The organism is Saccharopolyspora sp. NPDC002376 (assembly GCF_053593195.1).
In genome coordinates this window covers 17,459-34,968 of sequence record NZ_JBSFBZ010000053.1, presented here as the reverse complement: position 1 = coordinate 34,968, position 17,510 = coordinate 17,459, and the positions used below count along the sequence as shown (strand labels likewise).

The following is a 17,510-nucleotide window of genomic DNA, read 5'->3' as shown; positions in this document are numbered from 1 at the left end:
GGGAACCGAGGGTGCAGGGCTCGACCGAACGGGAGCCGACGTGGTCACGACAGCGGAAAACGGCCCTCCGCCCGGCGAAACCGCCTCATCGGAGGGCGAGCCCACACCTAGGAGCTCTTGACCACGAGTCGAGTGTAGGGCAGCCGCCGCACCTGTTGGCAGCTGGCTCGGCGACTGCCTAGTGTTGGTCGCCGGGAGGTGCGCATGACCGACCAATCGACGCCGCAGGTGTTCACCCGGGTGCTGCCGCTGCTGAAGTCCGCTCCGGAGGAGCCGGATTTCGAAGCCGGTTACCTGGATCTGCTCGGCGGTCATCCCGAGGAGCCGTCCGGGCCGATCCAGTCGTTCTGGGAGTCCGGCCTCGGCTCGAGCTGCTACGACCACGTGCAGTCGTTCGCCCGCCGGGTGTCCCCGGCCTGTTACCGGCTGCCCACTCGAACCCGCCCGCCGCTGGGCGGCCGGGTGCTCGACATCGGTTGCGGGCCGGGCAACGTCACCGCCGCGCTGGGGCGCCAGGTCGGCCAGACCGGGCTCGCCATCGGCCTGGACGTCTCCCGTCCCATGCTGGCGCGGGCGGCCCGCACCGAAACGTCCGACAACGTCGGATTCATCCGCGCCGACGCGCGCGACCTGCCGTTCCCGGACGGCACCTTCGACCTGGTCACCAGCCTGGCCGCGCTGCAGCTGATCCCGTCACCCGACGACGTCCTGGCCGCGGCGTGCCGCGCGCTCGCCCCCGGTGGCTGGCTGGCGGTCATGGTTCCGACGCCGCGCGACGGCCTCCTGCACCAGGCTGCGCGGCTAATCGGCGACCGCGCCGGGCTGACCTTCTTCGGGCCGGACGACGTCGCCGAGCAGCTGGACTCCTGCGGGATGCGCACCGTGCACACTCACCGGGCCGGCCCGGTGCTCTGGATCAGCTCCCAGCGATCTTTCTAGGTCTGGCGGAGGTTGGGGCGGGCCTTGGCCAGGTAGTCGTCGATGGCGTCGAGGTTGTCCGCCAGCGATTCCATCCGCTCCTCGACCTTCGCCCGCTCCCGCTCCAGGTTGGCCAGCATCTCGGGGGCGACGATGCGCATGTGGATCGCGCCCGGCTTCTCCAGGCACGGCAGGATGTCGCGGATGATCCGGGTAGGGATCCCGGAATCCAGCAGACCGCGGATCTTGTGCACCCGATCCACCGAGCCGTCCCCGTAGTCGCGGTGCCCGAGCTCATCGCGCGCCGGACGGATCAGGTCCTGCTCCTCTTAGAAGCGCAGCAACCGCACGGACACCCCAGTTCGCGTCGGCGAGGGTCGCGGGGCGTGATGCGGACTTGGCGCAGTCGCTGACCATCACCGTCTGGAACATCGCCATCGCGGCGGGCGTATCTGGGCGGCGCGGCTCTCGACCTCGCGGGCAACGCGACGCCGCTCCCCTGGCTGGCAGCATTCGGGATCTCAATTCAGCGGCGCGCATTCCGGGACAGTTGAGCCTCAGCCCTCGAGCGCGCCGTACTGCTCGATCAGCCGGTGCAACACGGCGCGCGCGTCGGGGCCTTCGAGCGAAGCCGACAACAGCACGTCGAAAAGCCGGCGGAAGCGGGCCAGGTCGTCGGGGTCGGTCACGGTCATCTCCGTGTTCACCGTTTCCACCAGGGCCATGTCGTCGATGATGACGAAACCGTGCTGCGGCACCGCGGTCAGCTGCACGTCCATCGGCAGCACCGCCAGCCGCAGCGTCGACATCCCGGCCAAGGCCAGCAACCGGTCGAGCTGCCCCACCATCACCTGTGGCGGGGCGATCGGGTGCCGCAAACCTGCTTCCGAGCACACGATCTGCACTTCGGTCCGCGGTCGGTAGAGGACTTCCTGCCGGGCCATCCGCCGCTCGACCGACTCGGCGATGTCCAGCTGGTTCTGGTGCAGCACGGCGACCGCTTCGAACATGTACCGGGCGTATTCGGCGGTCTGCGCCAGACCGGGCACCATCGCGATCTCGAACAGCCGGATGCGCTCGGCGTCGTGCTCGAGCTGTTTGCCGTACTCCTGCCGGGCGCTGTTTCCGGTGCGCAGCTGGCGCTTCCAGCTCGCCGCTTCGAGCCGGATCTCACGCAGCTCCTGCCGCAGCTCGGACTCAACCGGCTCGCCCGCGCCGGTCAACCGGCAGTAGACCACCACGTCGGAATCGGCGACGGACTGGTTCGCGGTTTCCATCCGCGAGACCTTCGACGGCGTCCATCCGGCCAGCTGCGCGAGCTGTTTGCCGGACAGCCCGGCTTCCACGCGTAATCGCCGCAATGCGTCGCCGAATGCGAGGCGGCGGGTGTCGAAGTCGCTCACCGGCGCCTCCCGAGCAGATCGTGCCGGTAGGCCAGCAGCGGAACCGCGTGCTTGCGCGCGATTCCACACCAGTTCCGGTACCGGTTCACCTCCCCCGGGCTGGCGATGATCTCGGTACCAGCGAACCGCTGGTCCTCGAAGTGCATCAGCGCAACCCGCGCCTCGTCGAAGAGCCAGAAGTCGTGGGTGGGCAGGCCCAGCGCCCGCGCCCGGGATTCGGGGAGCACCCGGACGTCCTCGCCCGCGGCGACGTTGGCCGGACCGACGTCGAGCTGCCATAACTGGTATTCCGTTGGCGGCTCCTGGAAAACGCGCACCCGGGCGAACAACCGTCCCGCCCGGGTCGCCGCCGCCACCTGGTCCAGCCAGGGGCGCAACCAAGCCAGATCGTCGGATTCACCGGCTCGCCAGCGCCGCCAGGGTTCGGCCTCGGCCGGCTGGCGGTAGGTGCCCTGGCACTCCCACCGCCACGCCCGATGCCGGAACGAGCGCAGCAGTTCTTCGAACTGCGCGCCCGGTAAGACCCAGGAACTCACGGTGCCGCCTTCGGCACGAAGACGTCGAGCAAAGCGGCTGGTACCTCCACCGCCGTCTCGTGGTCGGGCAGGCCGCGTTCGCGCAGCGCGGCCAGCGCTTCCGGATCGGTGACCTTGTAGCCCTGAACGACGTAGGTGCCCTGGTCGGTGCTGTACAGCGTGGGGCAGGTACCCGCGTGGGACGTCGTCCCCCAGAAGGTCAACTTCACCTGGTCCTCCTCGTTCGGAAGATTCATGCATCGTCCGTGCAATACGTGCATTCGGTCAAGGCTCGGGGCGCGGCGCAACTCGGACAGCCGATCCGGGTGACGCGACCTGCTGGGCCGTTCGGTTGGCGATTGCGCGGATTGCTTGATGTGCGGGGGCGATCGTTCCCATACTGGCGACAACGGGGGCGACAGGAGACTGAGAGGCGGGCGAGCACGTGAGCATCAACTGGTTCCCGGTGGTCACGATCCCCCTCCCGCTCGCCTCTCACCTGCCCCCTGCCACGACGACTTCCCCGGGAGCAGTGGCGTGATCGGACTGCAGCAGACCGAGCGGCACTACTGGTTGCCCGCACCGGATCCGGAGACGGGCGTCTTCGAGCGGCACGCCTTCCACGGCCGACGCTGGGAGGGCCAACCGGTGGAAATCGCCACGTGCGGCGCTGAAGTGGCGATGGCCGTGCCCGGCGAGATGGACTGGCGAACGGCACCGACTTGCATGCGGTGCAACGACTTCCTGAAGAACCGGCGGACCGCACCTTGACGCCGATCGCGAACCTCCGGCCCGGTGTTGAACCCCGACTCGCACCGGGCCGGACCTTCAATATTCCACAGTGGACATCAGTGGCGAGCGTGGCACTTCCGGGCGAGCGACAAACCAGCGCGAGGGCCGGAAACTGGCTCTGCTGGCGCAGTTCGTCCAGCCCCTGGAAGGGAGTTCGATGCGCCGCGGCCGGTTGCCGACTTTCGGCGTTGAAGAGGAATCCCTGCTGCTGAACCCGAAACCCGGCCATCCTTCGACTCGCGCCCCGAATATCCTGCACCAGTTCCCCGATCGCGCTTTCACCGCCGAGCTGGCCACATTCCAGATGGAGGCCAACACCCCGGCGTGCCGCAGCTCCGACGACGCTGATCATGGGTAAATTGTTCTTTACGCGTTGGACCAGGTGGACTCGACGTTGTCAAGGACTCCACTACCATCTGGAGCCATGAAAACGCGCCTGCCGCTGATCGGTGAGCCGTTGGCCGTCGACCTGGTCAACACCAGGACGATCACCCCGGACGGCCCGGTCGACTTCATGGGCACGCCGGCGGAGCTGTGGGAGTGGCTGACCCGCCAGGCGGACCGGATGACGACGCCCACCCAGTCGGAGCGCACTTCGCTCAGCGAAGCCGATTTGACGGCCGTGCACGAGGTGCGCGAGCACACCACGCGAGCGCTCTCCCAGATCCGGCTCGGAAAGCGTCCACCGGCGGACACGCTCCGCGGGCTCAACGACGCCCAGCGGGCGGCACCGGGGATCCGGAAGCTCAGCTGGCGCAGCGGTTCGCTGGTCGGCACCGTCGAACGCCCTGGAAATCTGGGCGTGCGAGTGGCCGCCGGCCTGGCCGAGGCCGCCGCCGAGCTGCTCACCGACCCGATCATCGAAGCGCTCCGCGAATGCGAAGAGCAGAACTGCGTGATGCTCTTCATCGCGACCAACCCCCGCCGCCGCTGGTGCTCACCTGCGATCTGCGGCAACCGAGTCCGCGTCGCCCGTTACTACCAACGCCACAAGGCAGACATCTGATCTGCCCGAAGCGATTCACTCCGGCGCGAACGCGCGTGGGAAAGTTCCAACCGCAGCTGCGGCGACGGCATGCAGCTCTTCGCCAGGGACATCCCGCGTGCCGAAGCGGGCTCGCGCTTCCATCGGCCCCGTGAGCAGAGCGGTGAACTGCTCGGCAGGCTGCGCGAGCAGCTGGCGCGGAAGTACATCGGCAAGAGCAGGGAGCAGCACATCACCGACACGCCCGCGGCCGGGGCCGATCGCGGTCCGGTGACAGCAGTCCGCATCACACTGCGAAAGGTCGTCAGCCGCCTGTGACTCGTCCGGTCGGCCGTTAGGCTGCCCCGAGCCGTCACGACCGGGGGGAGCCGATGTACACCAGCGCTACCACCGGTTTCGACGGTGCGACCACCGTCCGGCTCCCCCGCCCGGCCCCGCCATTCGCCCGGACTCGGGTCCTGGTGCTCGCTGCACTGGTCGCGGCGCTGCTGGTGGTGTTGGCGCCGCGCTACGACCTCGTCACCGATGAGCTCTACTTCCTGGCCGCCGGGAAGTTCCACCTGGCCTGGGGCTACATGGACCAGCAGCCGCTGGTACCGCTCCTGTCCGCGTTCCTGGACACCGCGTTTCCCGGTTCGCTGGTGGCGTTCCGGCTGCCCGCGGCGCTGGTGACCGGGCTCGGGGTGGTGGTCACGGCGCTGGTCGCGCGCGAGTTCGGCGGCAACAGCAAGGCCCAGGTGCTGGCCGCGGCGGCGTACTCGCTCTCACCGTGGCTGCTGGTCAACGGCCATTGGCTCACCGCATCCACGATGGAACCGTTGCAGTGGACGGCGATGATCTGGCTGCTGGTGCGATGGATTCGGCTGCACGGCCACGGTGTTCAACAGGATCGTCTGCTCATCGGCATCGGGTTGATCGCGGCCCTCGCCGTGCAGACCAAGTTCCAGGTGGTGGTCCTGTGCGCGGCGCTGCTGCTGAGCATCGCGATCACCGGTCCGCGGGCGGTGTTGGCTCGTCCTTCGCTGTGGGTGGCTGTCGCGATTCCCGTGGTGACCGCTGTTCCCACGCTGTGGTGGCAGGCCGCCAACGGCTGGCCCGCGCTGGAGATGGGCACCGCGGTCAACGAGGAGAACGACCGGCTCCTGCTCGTCCCGACCACGCTGTTCTACGCCGGGATCGTGGTCGGCGCGGTGTTGTGCTGCTACGGCCTGGCCGTGCTGCTGCGCTCCCCTTCCTTGCAGACGTACCGGTTCCTGGGCTGGACGACCTTGGCCGTTCTGGTGTTCTTCCTGGTCACCGGTGGGCGGCCGAACTACGTGGCGGGGCTGTTCGGAGTTCTGTTCGCCGCGGCTGCGGTCGGATTGCAGTACCGCAGCGGCAAGCTGTTGTGGCCCGCTTGCGCGATCTCGGCAGTGCTGCCGCTGGCGATGTTGCCGGTCTACCCGCTGGATGTGCTGGCCCGGCACCCTGAGATCCCCAACTACCCGCGGCTCTACGAGACCGGCTGGCCGGAGCTCACCGATGCGGTCAACCGCGCCTACCAGGCGCTACCACCCGAGCAGCAGCGCCGCGCGGTCATCGTCGCCGAGACCTACTACCTGGCAGGCGCGCTCGACGTGCGAGGCCGCGCGGCCGGTCTGCCTCGCGTCTACAGCCCGCATCGCGGTTACTGGTTCTTCGGCACCCCGCCCGCAGACGGCGATGTCGTGCTCTACATCGGCAAGCGGTCGCTGTCCGACCACTTCGGACGGTCGCAGCAGCTCGGGACCGTGGAGTCGGACCTGGTGAACATGGCTCGCGGCAACGAGATCACGCTCTACCAGGAGCCGAAGCAGCCGTGGCCCGTGCTCTGGCCACGGCTGCGCACCCTCTGACCGGTCAGCGCGGCGGCCAGGGACCTCCGGGACGCTGCCCGTTCGGTCCCGGAGGCTGCTGCGGCGGCGGCATCGGTGGGCGCTGACCAGCAGGCGGCTGAGGCGGTTGCTGCCCCATCGGCGGCTGGGGCGGACGCTGTCCAGCCGGAGGCTGCGGCGGGCGCGGTCCGACCGGCTGCTGCGGCCCCGGAGCCTGGGGCGGACGGGGCGGCTGCCGGCGTTGCCCGGCGGGCGGTGTCGGCGGCCGCTGCTGGTAGGTCGGCAGCTGCCCCAACTGTGCTGGCAGCGCGAAGAACCCGGACTGCTCCTGGCGCGGCGCCCACGGCGGCGGAGGCGCCTGCTGCGGCATTCGCCGGAAGAAGGCGTCGCGGGCCATCCGCATCAGCGACAGGATGGCCTCCCGCCGCTGGAAGAACTTGTCCGGCGGGATGGTCAACCGCTCGGCCTGCGCGTGCAGGAGCGCCAGCTCGGTCGCCGCCAGCTGGTAGTCACCCATGGCCCGAACCCCGACGGTGCCGGCTTGCCCTCGCGCCCAGCGCCGCGCCTGCTTGCGCCCGCTCATCTTCCCCAGCATCTGGAGGTCGTTGGGTTGCACCAGCCCGCTCGGGATGTAGGCGGGCAGGTACTTGCCGATCATGTGCACCAGCCGCTTGCGGTCCCTGATCACCACGACGATCAGGATGATCAGCACCGCCAGTTCCGCCAGGTAGGCGAACGCCAGGCCGCCGAAGCCGAACTGGGTGCTGCCGTTCCACAGCGCGTGCAGGAACACCGCGCCGATCCAGCCGCCGATCACGGCCAGGACGCGCCCCGAGCCGCGGTGTGTGGCGGCGTAGGCGACGCCGAGCCCGGTCATCGAGGTGAAGATCGGGTGGCACAGCGGCGAGAACACCCCTCGGAGCACCACCACGAACAGCAGCGCGCCGTCGTCCATGCCCCGCATGTAGTAGAGGACGTTCTCCACCATCGCGAAGCCCAGCCCGCACATGGCGGCGTAGACGATCCCGTCGATGGGGCCGTCGATCTCGTCCCGCCGCGCCCACAGCAGGTAGAGCAGCAGTCCGCCCTTGAAGCTCTCCTCGACGATCGGGGCCACGATCGACGTGGTGGACGCGTCCGCGGCCTCCTCGCCCAGCATCGGGATCAGCAGCACCCCGGTCACGGAGTTCACGATCAGGGCGCCGACGATGGCCACCCCCGCGCCCCAGCCGAACGACAGCACCAGGTTGATCCGGGGCTCCGGTTCCAACCGGTCCATGAGCAGGACCAACGCGACCAGCACGATCGCGGTGGGCAGCGCCAGCAGCAGGCCGACCGCGGTGTTGATCGGTCCGCCCTCAACGAAGAAGTAGTAGAGCAGCGCCAGCAGCAGGCAGAAACCGGAGATCACCAGGCCGACGATCAACGGCACCGGTGTTCGGTTCGAGCTGTGTCCATCCAGGACGGATTGGGGCTTGAGCAAGGGCATGCGGGTGAGGGTATGAGATCAACTCCGGCCGCATCCGGCTATTCGAGCCATTCGGCGGCCGGATCACCCGGACACCACCACTAATGTCCGATTCGCGAAATCAGCCCGGGTCCGGTTTTGATCTCTTGTCTTTGAAGCGGCGCAGCCGCTTAGCCCACCCTCGACGCTTGCACCGCCGCGGGTTCTCAGCGTTCGCCTGGCGAGGACGGCCCTGACGCCGTGTATCGGCATCCATAAATCAGGGCACCCGCAGACCAGTCGGACGCTGAGGTTCCGCCACTTGCACCGCTAAAGGAAAATGACCACCGGAACAGAAACTCAGACCGGCGGGCGCAGGCCCGCGAGGATGCCGTCGCCGCCGCACTGGGGGCAGCCTCGCCACTCCGCCAGCGTCATGCCGGTCATCAGGTCTTCGGTCGCCTGGATCATGTACAGGCGGGGGTCGCTGACCTTCTTGAATCCCCCGCACGTGAAGCAAATCGCGTTCGGTCCACCGGCGAACACCGGCGGCTGGCCCTGGTCGGTCATGCCTTGATCCTCACCTCGGCGGCCAGCGGTGGGGCTGGCGGCCCGGTGTCGTCCGGCAGTGCCGACAGCGCGTCCAACCCATGACGGTGTAGACCTCGCCGTCCGCCGAGACGAACCCGCGCGGAACCCGGACCTGCCCCCGGCCCTTGCAGCCCCGGCAGATACCACCCGGTTCGGACTCAGCGGTCACGTCCGTCCCCCGAATTCACGAACCGGGCATGTCACGGCCCATCTTATCGACCGCGAGCCCCGATCGGTCCGACGGCCCCGATCAGGCCTGGTCGATCAGGTCGACCTCTTCGCGGAGGAGGCTGTAGAGGACGCAGTCGCGCCAGCGGCCGTTGCGGTAGGTGTAGGCGCGCAGGACGCCTTCCCTGATGAAGCCGATCTTCTCCAGGGCTCGCTGCTCGGCGGCGTTGGCCAGCTCGGTGCCGGCTTGGAGGCGGTTGACCTGCGTGTGCGCGAACAGGTACTGGACCAGCAGACGCTGCGCCTCGGTGCCGTAGCCGCGTCCCCGCGAGTCGGGTTGCAGGTTGACGCCGATGTCGAAGCAGTGCGACGACGGTCCGGTCTCGACGCGGTGCCAGGACACGAAGCCGACCAGCTCATCCTCGACGATCGCCAGCAGCACGCCTTGCTCGTCGCCGAGCAGACCGGATTCCTCCCAGCGCTTGGTCATCCGGTCCGGCTTCTGCCAGCCCCACCAGTTGTACGGGGCGGTGGTCTCCGGCTCGTTGATCAGCCACTCCAGCTCCGCCAGGTCGTCTTCCCGAACCGGTCGCAATGACACATCTCCCACGTCAGGGAGCCTAGCCAGCGGTCCGACGATTCCCACAGGTCCGCAAGCACCAACACGGGTTCGGGGAGCCCTCCGGCGGAGCGCTCCCCGAACCCGGGGAAGGTCAGGTGCTCTGCGGGAATCCGAGGTCGACGCCGCCGTGGGAGGGGTCCGGCCAGCGCGTGGTGACCACCTTGGTGCGGGTGTAGAACTGGATGCCGTCCGGGCCGTAGGCGTGCGCGTCGCCGAACAGCGAGTCCTTCCAACCGCCGAAGGAGTAGTACGAGACCGGCACCGGGATCGGGACGTTCACCCCGACCATGCCGACCTCGACCTCCTCGCAGTACTGCCGCGCCGCCCCGCCGCTCTCGGTGAAGATCGCGGTGCCGTTGCCGTACGGGTTGTCGTTGAGCACCTCGATCGCGGCGTCGTAGCTGGGCACCCGCAGCACCGAGAGCACCGGGCCGAAGATCTCGTCGGTGTAGATCGACATGTCGGTGCCGACGTGGTCGAACAGCGTCGGGCCGAACCAGAAGCCGTCGCTGGCGCCGTCGACCTGGATCCCCCGGCCGTCCACCACCAGTTCCGCCCCTGCGGAGACACCGGCGTCCACATAGGACGAGACCCGGTCGCGGTGCGCGGCGGTGACCAGCGGTCCCATGTCGCAGCCGCGGCGGCCGTCGCCGACGTTGAGCTTGGCCATCCGCTCGGCGATCTTGGCGACCAGCTCGTCGCCGATGGGATCGACCGCGACGACCGCGGAGATCGCCATGCACCGCTCCCCCGCCGAACCGAAGCCGGCCGACACCGCGGCGTCGGCGGCCAGGTCCAGGTCGGCGTCGGGCAGCACAACCATGTGGTTCTTGGCGCCGCCGAGGGCCTGCACCCGCTTGCCGTTGCCGGTGCCGGTCTCGTAGACGTAGCGCGCCACCGGGGTCGAGCCGACGAAGGACACCGCCTTGACCGTCGGGTTCGCCAGCAGGGCGTCGACCGCGACCTTGTCGCCGTGCACGACGTTGAGCACGCCGTCGGGCAGGCCCGCTTCCTGCCACAGCTGGGCGATGAAGTTGGCCGCCGACGGGTCCTTCTCGCTGGGCTTGAGCACCACGGCATTGCCGCAGGCGATCGCGTTGGGCACGAACCACAGCGGCACCATGGCCGGGAAGTTGAACGGCGAGATCACCCCGACGACGCCGACCGCCTGACGCACCGAGTGCACGTCGACGCTGGTCGAGGCGTTCTCCGAGAAGCCGCCCCGCAGCAGGTTGGGGATGCCGCACACGTACTCGACGTTCTCCAGGCCGCGCTGCACCTCGCCCGCGGCGTCGGAGAGCACCTTGCCGTGCTCGGCGGTGATGATCTCGGCCAGCTCGGACTTGCGCTCGTTGAGCAGTTCCCGGAAGGCGAACAGCACGTTCGACCGCTTCGCCAGCGAGGTGCGCCGCCACTCCTTCAGCGCCTCGGCGGCCTTGGTCACCGCAACGTCCACATCGGACTCGGCCGCGAACGCGACCTGCTTGGTCACCGCACCGGTGGCGGGGTCGAACACCTCACCGGTGCGCTGTGGGGTCGTGTGGTCGAACTTGCCGGCGATCCAGTGCCTGATCAGTTCTGTCATCGGTTGAGCTCCTGCTCGGCCAACGAGGTGGTCTCGGTGAGGACTTGCAGCGCCTGGTCCGCTTCATCCTCGGTCAGGGTCATCGGCGGTGCCAGGCGCAGGACGTTGCCGTACAACCCGCCCTTGCCTAGCAACAGTCCGCGCTGCTTCGCCAGTTCCATCACCCGCCCGGCGGCCGCAGCGGCAGGCGTGCGGGTGCCGGGTTCGACCAGCTCGACGCCGATCATCAAGCCCTTGCCGCGCACATCGCCGATCAATCCGCAGGTCTCGGCGTGAGCGCGCAGCCCGTTCAGCAACCGCCCGCCGAGCTTGGCCGCGTTGCCCTGCAAGTCGTTGTCCAGCAAGTACTCCAGCGCAGCGACGGCTCCGCCGGTGGAGATCGGGTTGCCGCCGAAGGTGGAGATCGAGTTGGCGGTCAGGCAGTCCATCAGCTCCGCCTCGGCGACGAGACCACCGATGGCCAGGCCGTTGCCCAGCCCCTTGGCGAAGGTCATCGCCGACGGGGTCACGCCGTGCGCCTGGATGCCCCAGAAGTGCTCACCGGTGCGACCCCAGCCGGTCTGCACCTCGTCGGAGATCAGCAGGATGCCGTACTCGTCGAGCACCTCGGCGAACGCGCCGAACAGCCCGTCCGGCGGAGTGGCGAAACCGCCGACGCCCTGGATCGGCTCGGCGATCATGCAGGCCACGTCTCCGGAGGTGGTGGTCTCGATGACCTCGCGCAAGTCGTCGACGCAAGCCGCGATGTAGTCGGCGTCGGACAGCTCCCGGAACGGACTGCGGTAGCGGTAGCCGCCCTGCACGTAGCTGACCTTGAACGGGGACAGCGCGCTGGCCGACCAGCCGCGGTTGCCGGTGACGCCGAGGGCCCCGAAGCCCCTGCCGTGGTAGGAGTTGCGCAGCGCGAGGACCTGGTGGCTGCGGCGCTGCTGGGTGGCCAGCATCAGCGCGGTCTCGTTGGCTTCGGTGCCGGAGTTGGTGAAGAACACCTTCGGGTTGGTCATCCCGGACAGCTCGCCGATGCGCTCGGCCAGCTCCACCTGCTTGCGGATCAGGTACAGCGTCGAGGTGTGCAGGACGCCGCTGTCGACCTGGCGGCGGATCGCATCGCTGATCTCGGCGATGTCGTAGCCGATGGCGTTGGTCAGGACCCCGGCGAAGAAGTCCAGGTAGGTGTCGCCCGCCGCGTCGGTGACGTGCCGTCCCCGACCGCTGACGATCTCGATGGGTTCGTCGTAGTAGAGGGACAGCCAGCTGGGCATGGCCGCGCGATGGCGGGCCACCAATGATTCCGACATTGCTCCCCGTTCCGTCGTGCCGATGCGGTCAGTCTGGCCCGCCGAACGCGCGGCCAACTACGGACAACCTGTATTGATCTGGCCCGTGTGGCAGTACGGTGTGTGCACCGGGAGGTGCGATGGAGTTGATGTCGCCGGACGTGCTGGCGCTGCCGACCGTGTCAGAGGTGCTCGACCTGCCGGTGCTGCGGCGCGGCAAGCCCCGGGTGATCGCCGGGGCGTCGGGTCTGGACGGCCGGGTGCGGTGGGTGCACGTCGCGGAGATCGCCGACATCGCGGCGTTGCTCAGCGGTGGCGAGCTCGTGCTGACCACCGGCATCGCGCTGCCCGACGAACCCGCCGAGCTGGTCCGCTACGTCGACGAGCTCGCCGCGGCCGGGGCGTGCGGTCTAGTCGTGGAGCTCGTGCGCCGCTGGCGCGACCGGGTGCCGAGCGCGCTCGTCGACGCGGCGCACCGGCACGACCTGCCGCTGGTGACGCTCTCGGAGGAGACCAAGTTCGTCAGCGTCACCGAGGCGGTGGTGGCGCGCATCCGCGATGCCCAGCTGGCCGAACTGCGCGCCACGCACGCGATCCACGAGGCCTTCACCGCCCTGACCACCTCGGGCGCCGAACCGGCGTCCGTGCTGCGCGAGGCCTCACGCATCCTCGAGCGGCCGGTGGTGCTGGAGACGATGGCACACCAGGTGTTGGCCTACGACTCAGCGGGGCAGGATCCGGTCGCACTGCTGTCGGAATGGTCGGAGCGCTCCCGTGCGGTGGTGCAGTCCGGGCGCACCTCCTACGACGTGGACCGGCAGTGGTTGACCACCGTGGTCGGGGCGCGCGGCGACGACTGGGGGCGGCTGGTGGTGCTCGGACCGGAACCCGCGCACCGGCACATGGTGGTGGCGGAGCGGGCGGCGTCGGCGCTCGCGGTGAACCGGTTGGTGACGCGCGATCGGGAGAGCCTGGAGCGGCAGACGCATCGCACGCTGATCACCGAACTCCTCGCGGGCAACGCTGAAACCGCGGACCTGGCTGCTCGCGCGGCCGGAGTCGGAGTGCCGTTGGACGGCCCGCTGGTGGGTATCGCGGTGCGCCCGCGCACCACCACGACTCCGGCACCTGCGCTGGAAACCCAGCAGGCACTGCGAGATCTGGCCGAAGCGACCGCGCTCGCGGCACGCAAGGCCAAGCTGCCGGTGCTGGTCGGGGTGGTCGACGACATCACCGTGCACGCTGTGGTGGTGTTGGCTGGCGTCGACGTCGATGCCGCGCTGCACCGGCTCGCCTCCGACATCCGCCGTTCTGCCGCGTTACCGCTGGTGGTCGCGGTGGGCACCGAGGTGGCGTCGATCTCCTGCGCGCGCCGGACGCTCACCGAAGCCGCGCAGGTCGCCGAAGCCGCGCTGCACGTCGATGACGGCACGCGCGATTTCCACCGGCTCAACGACGTTCGGCTGCGCGGCCTGCTGCACCTGCTGCGCGGCGACGAGCGGCTGACCGCGTTCGCGGAGCGGGAACTTGGTCCCATCCTGGACAACGACCGGCTGCTCGACGCATTGCGCGCGTTGTGCCGCCACGGCGGCAACAAGTCCGCTGCCGCGTCCGCAGCGCACGTGTCCCGCACGGCGTACTACGGGCAGCTCGCCCGCGTCGAGCAGCTGCTCGGAGTCTCCCTCGACAGCCCGGAGTCGTTGGTGTCGCTGCACGTCGCGCTGCTGACCTGGGACCTCCACCGCTGACCGCTACTGCTGAGCGAGCTTCTCACCGATGATGCGCGCACCGTCGGGGAAAGCCCTGGGGTTCGGCCCGGCGTAGTTGATGCGCAGGTGGGGGCCGGTCGGTTCGGCGGGGAACCACTCGTCGCCCGCGGCGATGATGACCCCGGCTGCTTCGCAATCCCGGACCAGCCGCAGCAGATCCGTCGCGTCCGGCAGTCGGACCCACAGGTTCACCCCGCCCTGCGGCACGGCTTCCAGGTGCGCGTCGGGGACGTGCTCCCGCAACGCAGCGACGAGCAGGTCCCGGCGAGCTGCTCTACCGGCCAGCGTTGCGGATCCGGGCCTACCGCGAAGTGCCCATCTCGGAGGGGGCGCCCGCGTTGGCTGCGGTGGTCCGCCGAGCCGTCCGACAGGCCCTGAAGGCCACCAGCAGCGTCGAGGTGGTGCTCGACCTGACCGCCACCGGCAAGGGGCTGGCCCAGGACGTACGGCAGACCCTCCACGTCCCAGATTTCGTGACCGTGTTCGGTCTGGTCGTCGGTGGAGGGCAAGCCGAACCTGGCGGCGCTGGCCAGTGGCACGGCACCACCGCCAGCCGCCCGGAGCTGATCTACGCGATTCAGCAGCTCTCGGCGCTAGGACAGATCCAGCCGGTTGACGACTTCGAGACCAGGCTGAGCCTGTTCCGGCGCAGGCACGAGGGCTAGGCCGCCCGCGACGAAACCGCTTGGAACGAGGACACCACCGACGTCCCCGGCGTGGCGTTCGCAACAGCCATCACCCGGTGGCTGACCTGGCGGCAGTGGGATTGCGCCTGCCTGGATTACGGCTCGCGGGAGCAGAAACTGGCCGCTCACCCGGAGTGCCGCAACGCCACCGGATCGCAGTTCACCTGTTGCTGCCGGGCCTGCCCGCAGTGCGCACGGAAGTGGACGATCCCACCCCAAGGACTCCGCGTTGATCCGCAGTTCTGCGCGTACTGCTTCGCTGAGGGCCTGGCCCCTCCGGAGGGGAACGTCCGCGTGCACACCGCGACGCACCGGCGGATTCCCCGGCCCAACCAACAGCAGCGCACCGCGGATTCGGCCCCGAACCGTGGGCAGCTGGTCCAGGACATGGGCGAGGTGATCGACCAGGCCCAGCGGAGCGCGTTCGGGCCGCAGCGCCGGATCGGTCGCCGCCCCTGGGATTTAGCCGGCGGGTCCACCCCGCCCTCCTCGCAGCAGCTTCCCGACATCGGTACCGAACGCTGGAATTGAAGGAGAACGTACGTGAATTTGCTGGTAGATGGTCAACGGGCTAGTGCGATCGACGGCCTGCACCTGGGCTACGTCGAGAAACTGGCCGGGCACCCGCACCCGGTCGGCTGCTGCGATTGCGGCGGACCCGCTCCCCAGGTGTCGGCGTTAACGACGATCACCCGCCACCAGGACGCGGGTCCCGGCATGGGGGTCTCGGCGTGGCGACGCTGCGCGGACTGCGTGGAGCTGCGACGTCACGGCATCGGTGCGCTGGCCCGCGACGCGCTATCGGTGCACGGTCTCGGACCCGCCGAGAACGCCCCGCTGAGCGCCGTTCGGCCCGCGCTCCAGCGCTACGGCCTGCCGTGGTGGCACCTCCAGGACCTGCCCCGCGAGGAGTTCTCCGCGCCTGTCGAGCGCTGGGATTTCCCGGCCGCTGCGCAGTGGGCAGCGAGGTTCCGCGACCGGGTGCGCCGCGAGCTGGCGTTCGGCGGGGGTGCGCGATGACGGGTCATTCCTCTCTCGTTCGGATCAGGCGGCAGCAGCTCATCGGCCCGCGCCCCGACGGGCCGCCACCTCCGAGTCACCGGCCGAGCGTGGATGAGGTTCGCCGCTCCGCTGAGACCCGACGCCAGTGCCCCCGGAAGAACCGCAGGAGGAAGTAATGCAGCCAAGTCCCGCTCTGATGTCCGAGTAATTGTCAGGAGCTGTGGATTGGTTGGCTCGGTCTGAGGGCGGGGATGTCTCGGGCGCCCTGAATCCTTCGATGGTTCGGTGAGTGCCGAACGATTCGGCCGGTAGCGTGTGGAATCCTGCGCGGGAGGTCCCCGCGCTGATGGCGCCGGAGGATTCCCCAATGTCGGAGACGGCCCTGAAGCAGCAGCTCGCCGAGCGGTTCCGCGAGGTCAACGGCGACCACCCGATGACCGATGCCGACGATGCGTATGTCAGCGCGCAGTTCGTTTCCCTGGAAGAACTGTGTGCAGTCCATGGCCGCGACAGTGATGCGGTCCGCCGGCTGATGCTGGGGCAGTGTCTGCCGCTTCCGGGATATCTGCGCTCCGACGGTGCTGAGATGGTGCCAGCCGACCTGTTCGCCCTCGCCGACGAAGCGGGTGGCGTAGACCTCCTCGAAGCCTGGTTCACCGCTCACTGGGCCGACCCGATCACTGGGAAGACTGAGTGGGATTCGTATCTCAGCGGACAGTACGTGTGCCTGCGCTCGGTGACCCCGGCCGCCATCCAGCGCAAGGATTATCTGACGACCGCGATCAGTGCCGCAGCGGACGAGCCGGATGCTGGTTCAGCGCAGTGGGCGGAACGGCTGCACGCCGTGATCGATGAACTCGACGCGCTGGAACCGGCGTTCACCGCCTATGACCGTCTCCGGTTCGGCGGGCCCACGTCCCGGGATAGCTGCATCGCCGCGATGCGCGCCCGTTTCCCGCGCCCGTGACCTGGGGCCATGGCCGATGCCGCGGATCGGTTGAGATCGTTCAAGCCGCGCGGGCTTCGGGGCGTTCGACGAGGTGGGGTGCGTTCACGGCTCGCCACCGCTGCTGGGCGGACTCGACGAGCTGGTGGTGCAGGTTGCGCAAGTGCGTGCGCCAAGCAGGCTGGGTGACGACGTCGAGTGCCACGGCCTGCAGCACCCCGCTGACGTAAAGCGACTCGGCTTGAGCATCGGCGAGGATGCGCTCGCGGGCCGGGCCGCGGGCGATGATGCTGGCGACGCGCACGGACGGTGACACGCTCTTGGTCAGCGAGCGCAGGTAGACGACGTGCCCGCTGTTGTCCCGCGCGGCGATGGGCGCCGGGGCGGCGGTGATGCCGAAGTCGTGCGCCGTGGCGTCCTCGATCAGGAACGCCCCGTACTTGCGCACCACGTCGAGCACTTCATCGGCGAGGGCCGGCGACCACTGCGCGCCAGTCGGGTTGGCGAAGTTCGGCTGCGCGTAGAAGACGCGTGCTCTGGTCTGCTCGAACGCGCGGCCAGCTCCGCCGGGTCCGGGCCGTGGATGCCGCTGGGCACGGGAACGACCTGCACGCCGGCTCGCTCGGCGGCGAGGATCGCGCCCCAGTAGGTGGGCGATTCCATCAGCAGCGGCCGCCCCGCGCCGACCAGTGCGCGGAAGGCCGTGCTGAGTCCACTTTGGATACCCGGGAGGATCATCGCATCGCTCGGTGCCGGGGGGCGACCGCTGATGATCACCCTCGCCGTGGTGAGCATGTACCTCGGCTTCTTCGCCTGGTATCGAGGCCTGGCGACAGCCAGTCGCGGCACGCAGTTCCGCGCTGCCCCGCGCAGGTTCGCCATCGTGCTTTGACTCATCGCGTCGCGTCCCGCACAGTCACACCACTCCGAATAACTAGAACTTGTTTCGAC

23 protein-coding genes are annotated in these 17,510 nt (G+C 69.1%); 11 read left to right on the top strand and 12 right to left on the bottom strand.

From position 1 onward, the window contains the following. The first annotated feature begins 204 nt into the window (after positions 1-204). Entirely contained in the window at positions 205-939 is a 735-nt protein-coding gene (locus ACWCO2_RS28465; protein ID WP_450130856.1) for a class I SAM-dependent methyltransferase, read from the top strand. Here the strand turns inward: ACWCO2_RS28465 and ACWCO2_RS28460 are convergent. The 4 genes from ACWCO2_RS28460 to ACWCO2_RS28445 form a co-directional block, all read right to left on the bottom strand. After that, positions 936-1,235 (bottom strand): MerR family transcriptional regulator, encoded by a 300-nt coding sequence (locus ACWCO2_RS28460; protein WP_450130875.1) that lies wholly within the window; start codon positions 1,233-1,235, stop codon positions 936-938. The genes ACWCO2_RS28465 and ACWCO2_RS28460 overlap by 4 nt on opposite strands. Before the next feature lie 240 nt (positions 1,236-1,475). Continuing rightward, positions 1,476-2,321: a helix-turn-helix domain-containing protein gene (locus tag ACWCO2_RS28455; protein ID WP_450130855.1), complete on the bottom strand. Its 846-nt coding sequence runs from the start codon at positions 2,319-2,321 to the stop codon at positions 1,476-1,478. Continuing rightward, entirely contained in the window at positions 2,318-2,857 is a 540-nt protein-coding gene (locus ACWCO2_RS28450; protein WP_450130854.1) for a DUF6879 family protein, read from the bottom strand. Before ACWCO2_RS28450 ends, ACWCO2_RS28455 begins: the two co-directional genes overlap by 4 nt. After that, a complete protein-coding gene (locus tag ACWCO2_RS28445) occupies positions 2,854-3,093 on the bottom strand; it encodes a hypothetical protein (protein ID WP_450130853.1) in 240 nt (79 codons plus the stop codon). The genes ACWCO2_RS28450 and ACWCO2_RS28445 overlap by 4 nt, the downstream gene beginning before the upstream one ends. Before the next feature lie 280 nt (positions 3,094-3,373). Here ACWCO2_RS28445 and ACWCO2_RS28440 point away from each other — a divergent pair, with 280 nt between their 5' ends. The 5 genes from ACWCO2_RS28440 to ACWCO2_RS28420 all read left to right on the top strand — a co-directional run bounded on the left by ACWCO2_RS28440 (position 3,374) and on the right by ACWCO2_RS28420 (position 6,487). Further along, positions 3,374-3,607 (top strand): hypothetical protein, encoded by a 234-nt coding sequence (locus tag ACWCO2_RS28440; RefSeq protein ID WP_450130852.1) that lies wholly within the window; start codon positions 3,374-3,376, stop codon positions 3,605-3,607. Between the two features lie 178 nt (positions 3,608-3,785). Continuing rightward, positions 3,786-3,986: a hypothetical protein gene (locus ACWCO2_RS28435; protein WP_450130851.1), complete on the top strand. Its 201-nt coding sequence runs from the start codon at positions 3,786-3,788 to the stop codon at positions 3,984-3,986. 66 nt (positions 3,987-4,052) lie between these two features. After that, positions 4,053-4,634, top strand: a complete 582-nt coding sequence (locus ACWCO2_RS28430; protein WP_450130850.1) for a CGNR zinc finger domain-containing protein — start codon at positions 4,053-4,055, stop codon at positions 4,632-4,634. A 69-nt stretch (positions 4,635-4,703) separates the two neighbouring features. Beyond that, positions 4,704-4,931, top strand: coding sequence for a hypothetical protein (locus tag ACWCO2_RS28425; RefSeq protein WP_450130849.1), 228 nt, complete (start codon positions 4,704-4,706; stop codon positions 4,929-4,931). 53 nt (positions 4,932-4,984) lie between these two features. Continuing rightward, positions 4,985-6,487 (top strand): ArnT family glycosyltransferase, encoded by a 1,503-nt coding sequence (locus ACWCO2_RS28420; RefSeq protein ID WP_450130848.1) that lies wholly within the window; start codon positions 4,985-4,987, stop codon positions 6,485-6,487. Between the two features lie 4 nt (positions 6,488-6,491). Here the strand turns inward: ACWCO2_RS28420 and ACWCO2_RS28415 are convergent, their stop codons facing one another. From ACWCO2_RS28415 to ACWCO2_RS28395, 5 genes are all read right to left on the bottom strand, one after another. Then, the gene (locus tag ACWCO2_RS28415; RefSeq protein ID WP_450130847.1) at positions 6,492-7,955 is read right to left on the bottom strand and encodes a PrsW family intramembrane metalloprotease; all 1,464 of its coding nucleotides are present in this window, start codon (positions 7,953-7,955) and stop codon (positions 6,492-6,494) included. Between the two features lie 318 nt (positions 7,956-8,273). Next, on the bottom strand, positions 8,274-8,483 hold the full coding sequence (locus tag ACWCO2_RS28410; protein ID WP_450130846.1) for a hypothetical protein: 210 nt from the start codon (positions 8,481-8,483) through the stop codon (positions 8,274-8,276). Between the two features lie 271 nt (positions 8,484-8,754). Then, positions 8,755-9,282: a GNAT family N-acetyltransferase gene (locus ACWCO2_RS28405; RefSeq protein WP_450130845.1), complete on the bottom strand. Its 528-nt coding sequence runs from the start codon at positions 9,280-9,282 to the stop codon at positions 8,755-8,757. Positions 9,283-9,385: 103 nt separating this feature from the next. Next, positions 9,386-10,879, bottom strand: coding sequence for a CoA-acylating methylmalonate-semialdehyde dehydrogenase (locus tag ACWCO2_RS28400; RefSeq protein ID WP_450130844.1), 1,494 nt, complete (start codon positions 10,877-10,879; stop codon positions 9,386-9,388). Beyond that, entirely contained in the window at positions 10,876-12,177 is a 1,302-nt protein-coding gene (locus tag ACWCO2_RS28395) for an aspartate aminotransferase family protein (protein ID WP_450130843.1), read from the bottom strand. Before ACWCO2_RS28395 ends, ACWCO2_RS28400 begins: the two co-directional genes overlap by 4 nt. Before the next feature lie 119 nt (positions 12,178-12,296). Between ACWCO2_RS28395 and ACWCO2_RS28390 the strand changes: the two genes are divergently transcribed. Continuing rightward, entirely contained in the window at positions 12,297-13,904 is a 1,608-nt protein-coding gene (locus ACWCO2_RS28390) for a PucR family transcriptional regulator (protein WP_450130842.1), read from the top strand. Between the two features lie 3 nt (positions 13,905-13,907). On the opposite strand, the gene ACWCO2_RS28385 is transcribed toward ACWCO2_RS28390, so the two are convergent. Further along, positions 13,908-14,168, bottom strand: coding sequence for a hypothetical protein (locus ACWCO2_RS28385; protein ID WP_450130841.1), 261 nt, complete (start codon positions 14,166-14,168; stop codon positions 13,908-13,910). A gap of 44 nt (positions 14,169-14,212) precedes the next feature. Here ACWCO2_RS28385 and ACWCO2_RS28380 point away from each other — a divergent pair, with 44 nt between their 5' ends. The 4 genes from ACWCO2_RS28380 to ACWCO2_RS28365 all read left to right on the top strand — a co-directional run bounded on the left by ACWCO2_RS28380 (position 14,213) and on the right by ACWCO2_RS28365 (position 16,580). Then, on the top strand, positions 14,213-14,590 hold the full coding sequence (locus tag ACWCO2_RS28380) for a hypothetical protein (protein WP_450130840.1): 378 nt from the start codon (positions 14,213-14,215) through the stop codon (positions 14,588-14,590). A 51-nt stretch (positions 14,591-14,641) separates the two neighbouring features. Next, positions 14,642-15,142, top strand: coding sequence for a hypothetical protein (locus ACWCO2_RS28375; protein WP_450130839.1), 501 nt, complete (start codon positions 14,642-14,644; stop codon positions 15,140-15,142). A gap of 12 nt (positions 15,143-15,154) precedes the next feature. Further along, positions 15,155-15,631 (top strand): hypothetical protein, encoded by a 477-nt coding sequence (locus ACWCO2_RS28370; protein WP_450130838.1) that lies wholly within the window; start codon positions 15,155-15,157, stop codon positions 15,629-15,631. A 349-nt stretch (positions 15,632-15,980) separates the two neighbouring features. Beyond that, positions 15,981-16,580 (top strand): DUF6058 family natural product biosynthesis protein, encoded by a 600-nt coding sequence (locus tag ACWCO2_RS28365; RefSeq protein ID WP_450130837.1) that lies wholly within the window; start codon positions 15,981-15,983, stop codon positions 16,578-16,580. A 40-nt stretch (positions 16,581-16,620) separates the two neighbouring features. Here the strand turns inward: ACWCO2_RS28365 and ACWCO2_RS28360 are convergent, their stop codons facing one another. Together ACWCO2_RS28360 and ACWCO2_RS28355 are read right to left on the bottom strand one after the other, a co-directional pair. Beyond that, positions 16,621-17,010, bottom strand: a complete 390-nt coding sequence (locus tag ACWCO2_RS28360) for a hypothetical protein (RefSeq protein WP_450130836.1) — start codon at positions 17,008-17,010, stop codon at positions 16,621-16,623. Next, positions 16,983-17,456: a hypothetical protein gene (locus ACWCO2_RS28355; protein WP_450130835.1), complete on the bottom strand. Its 474-nt coding sequence runs from the start codon at positions 17,454-17,456 to the stop codon at positions 16,983-16,985. Before ACWCO2_RS28355 ends, ACWCO2_RS28360 begins: the two co-directional genes overlap by 28 nt. Positions 17,457-17,510: the final 54 nt, after the last annotated feature.

Bases quoted from the DNA above. Each gene is read 5' to 3' on its own strand.
- ACWCO2_RS28465 (WP_450130856.1), top strand. From the start codon at position 205: ATGACCGACCAATCGACGCCGCAGGTGTTCACCCGGGTGCTGCCGCTG.
- ACWCO2_RS28445 (WP_450130853.1), bottom strand. From the start codon at position 3,093: ATGAATCTTCCGAACGAGGAGGACCAGGTGAAGTTGACCTTCTGGGGG.
- ACWCO2_RS28435 (WP_450130851.1), top strand. From the start codon at position 3,786: ATGCGCCGCGGCCGGTTGCCGACTTTCGGCGTTGAAGAGGAATCCCTG.
- ACWCO2_RS28430 (WP_450130850.1), top strand. From the start codon at position 4,053: ATGAAAACGCGCCTGCCGCTGATCGGTGAGCCGTTGGCCGTCGACCTG.
- ACWCO2_RS28425 (WP_450130849.1), top strand. From the start codon at position 4,704: ATGCAGCTCTTCGCCAGGGACATCCCGCGTGCCGAAGCGGGCTCGCGC.
- ACWCO2_RS28420 (WP_450130848.1), top strand. From the start codon at position 4,985: ATGTACACCAGCGCTACCACCGGTTTCGACGGTGCGACCACCGTCCGG.
- ACWCO2_RS28415 (WP_450130847.1), bottom strand. From the start codon at position 7,955: ATGCCCTTGCTCAAGCCCCAATCCGTCCTGGATGGACACAGCTCGAAC.
- ACWCO2_RS28410 (WP_450130846.1), bottom strand. From the start codon at position 8,483: ATGACCGACCAGGGCCAGCCGCCGGTGTTCGCCGGTGGACCGAACGCG.
- ACWCO2_RS28400 (WP_450130844.1), bottom strand. From the start codon at position 10,879: ATGACAGAACTGATCAGGCACTGGATCGCCGGCAAGTTCGACCACACG.
- ACWCO2_RS28395 (WP_450130843.1), bottom strand. From the start codon at position 12,177: ATGTCGGAATCATTGGTGGCCCGCCATCGCGCGGCCATGCCCAGCTGG.
- ACWCO2_RS28390 (WP_450130842.1), top strand. From the start codon at position 12,297: ATGGAGTTGATGTCGCCGGACGTGCTGGCGCTGCCGACCGTGTCAGAG.
- ACWCO2_RS28365 (WP_450130837.1), top strand. From the start codon at position 15,981: ATGTCGGAGACGGCCCTGAAGCAGCAGCTCGCCGAGCGGTTCCGCGAG.
- ACWCO2_RS28355 (WP_450130835.1), bottom strand. From the start codon at position 17,456: ATGAGTCAAAGCACGATGGCGAACCTGCGCGGGGCAGCGCGGAACTGC.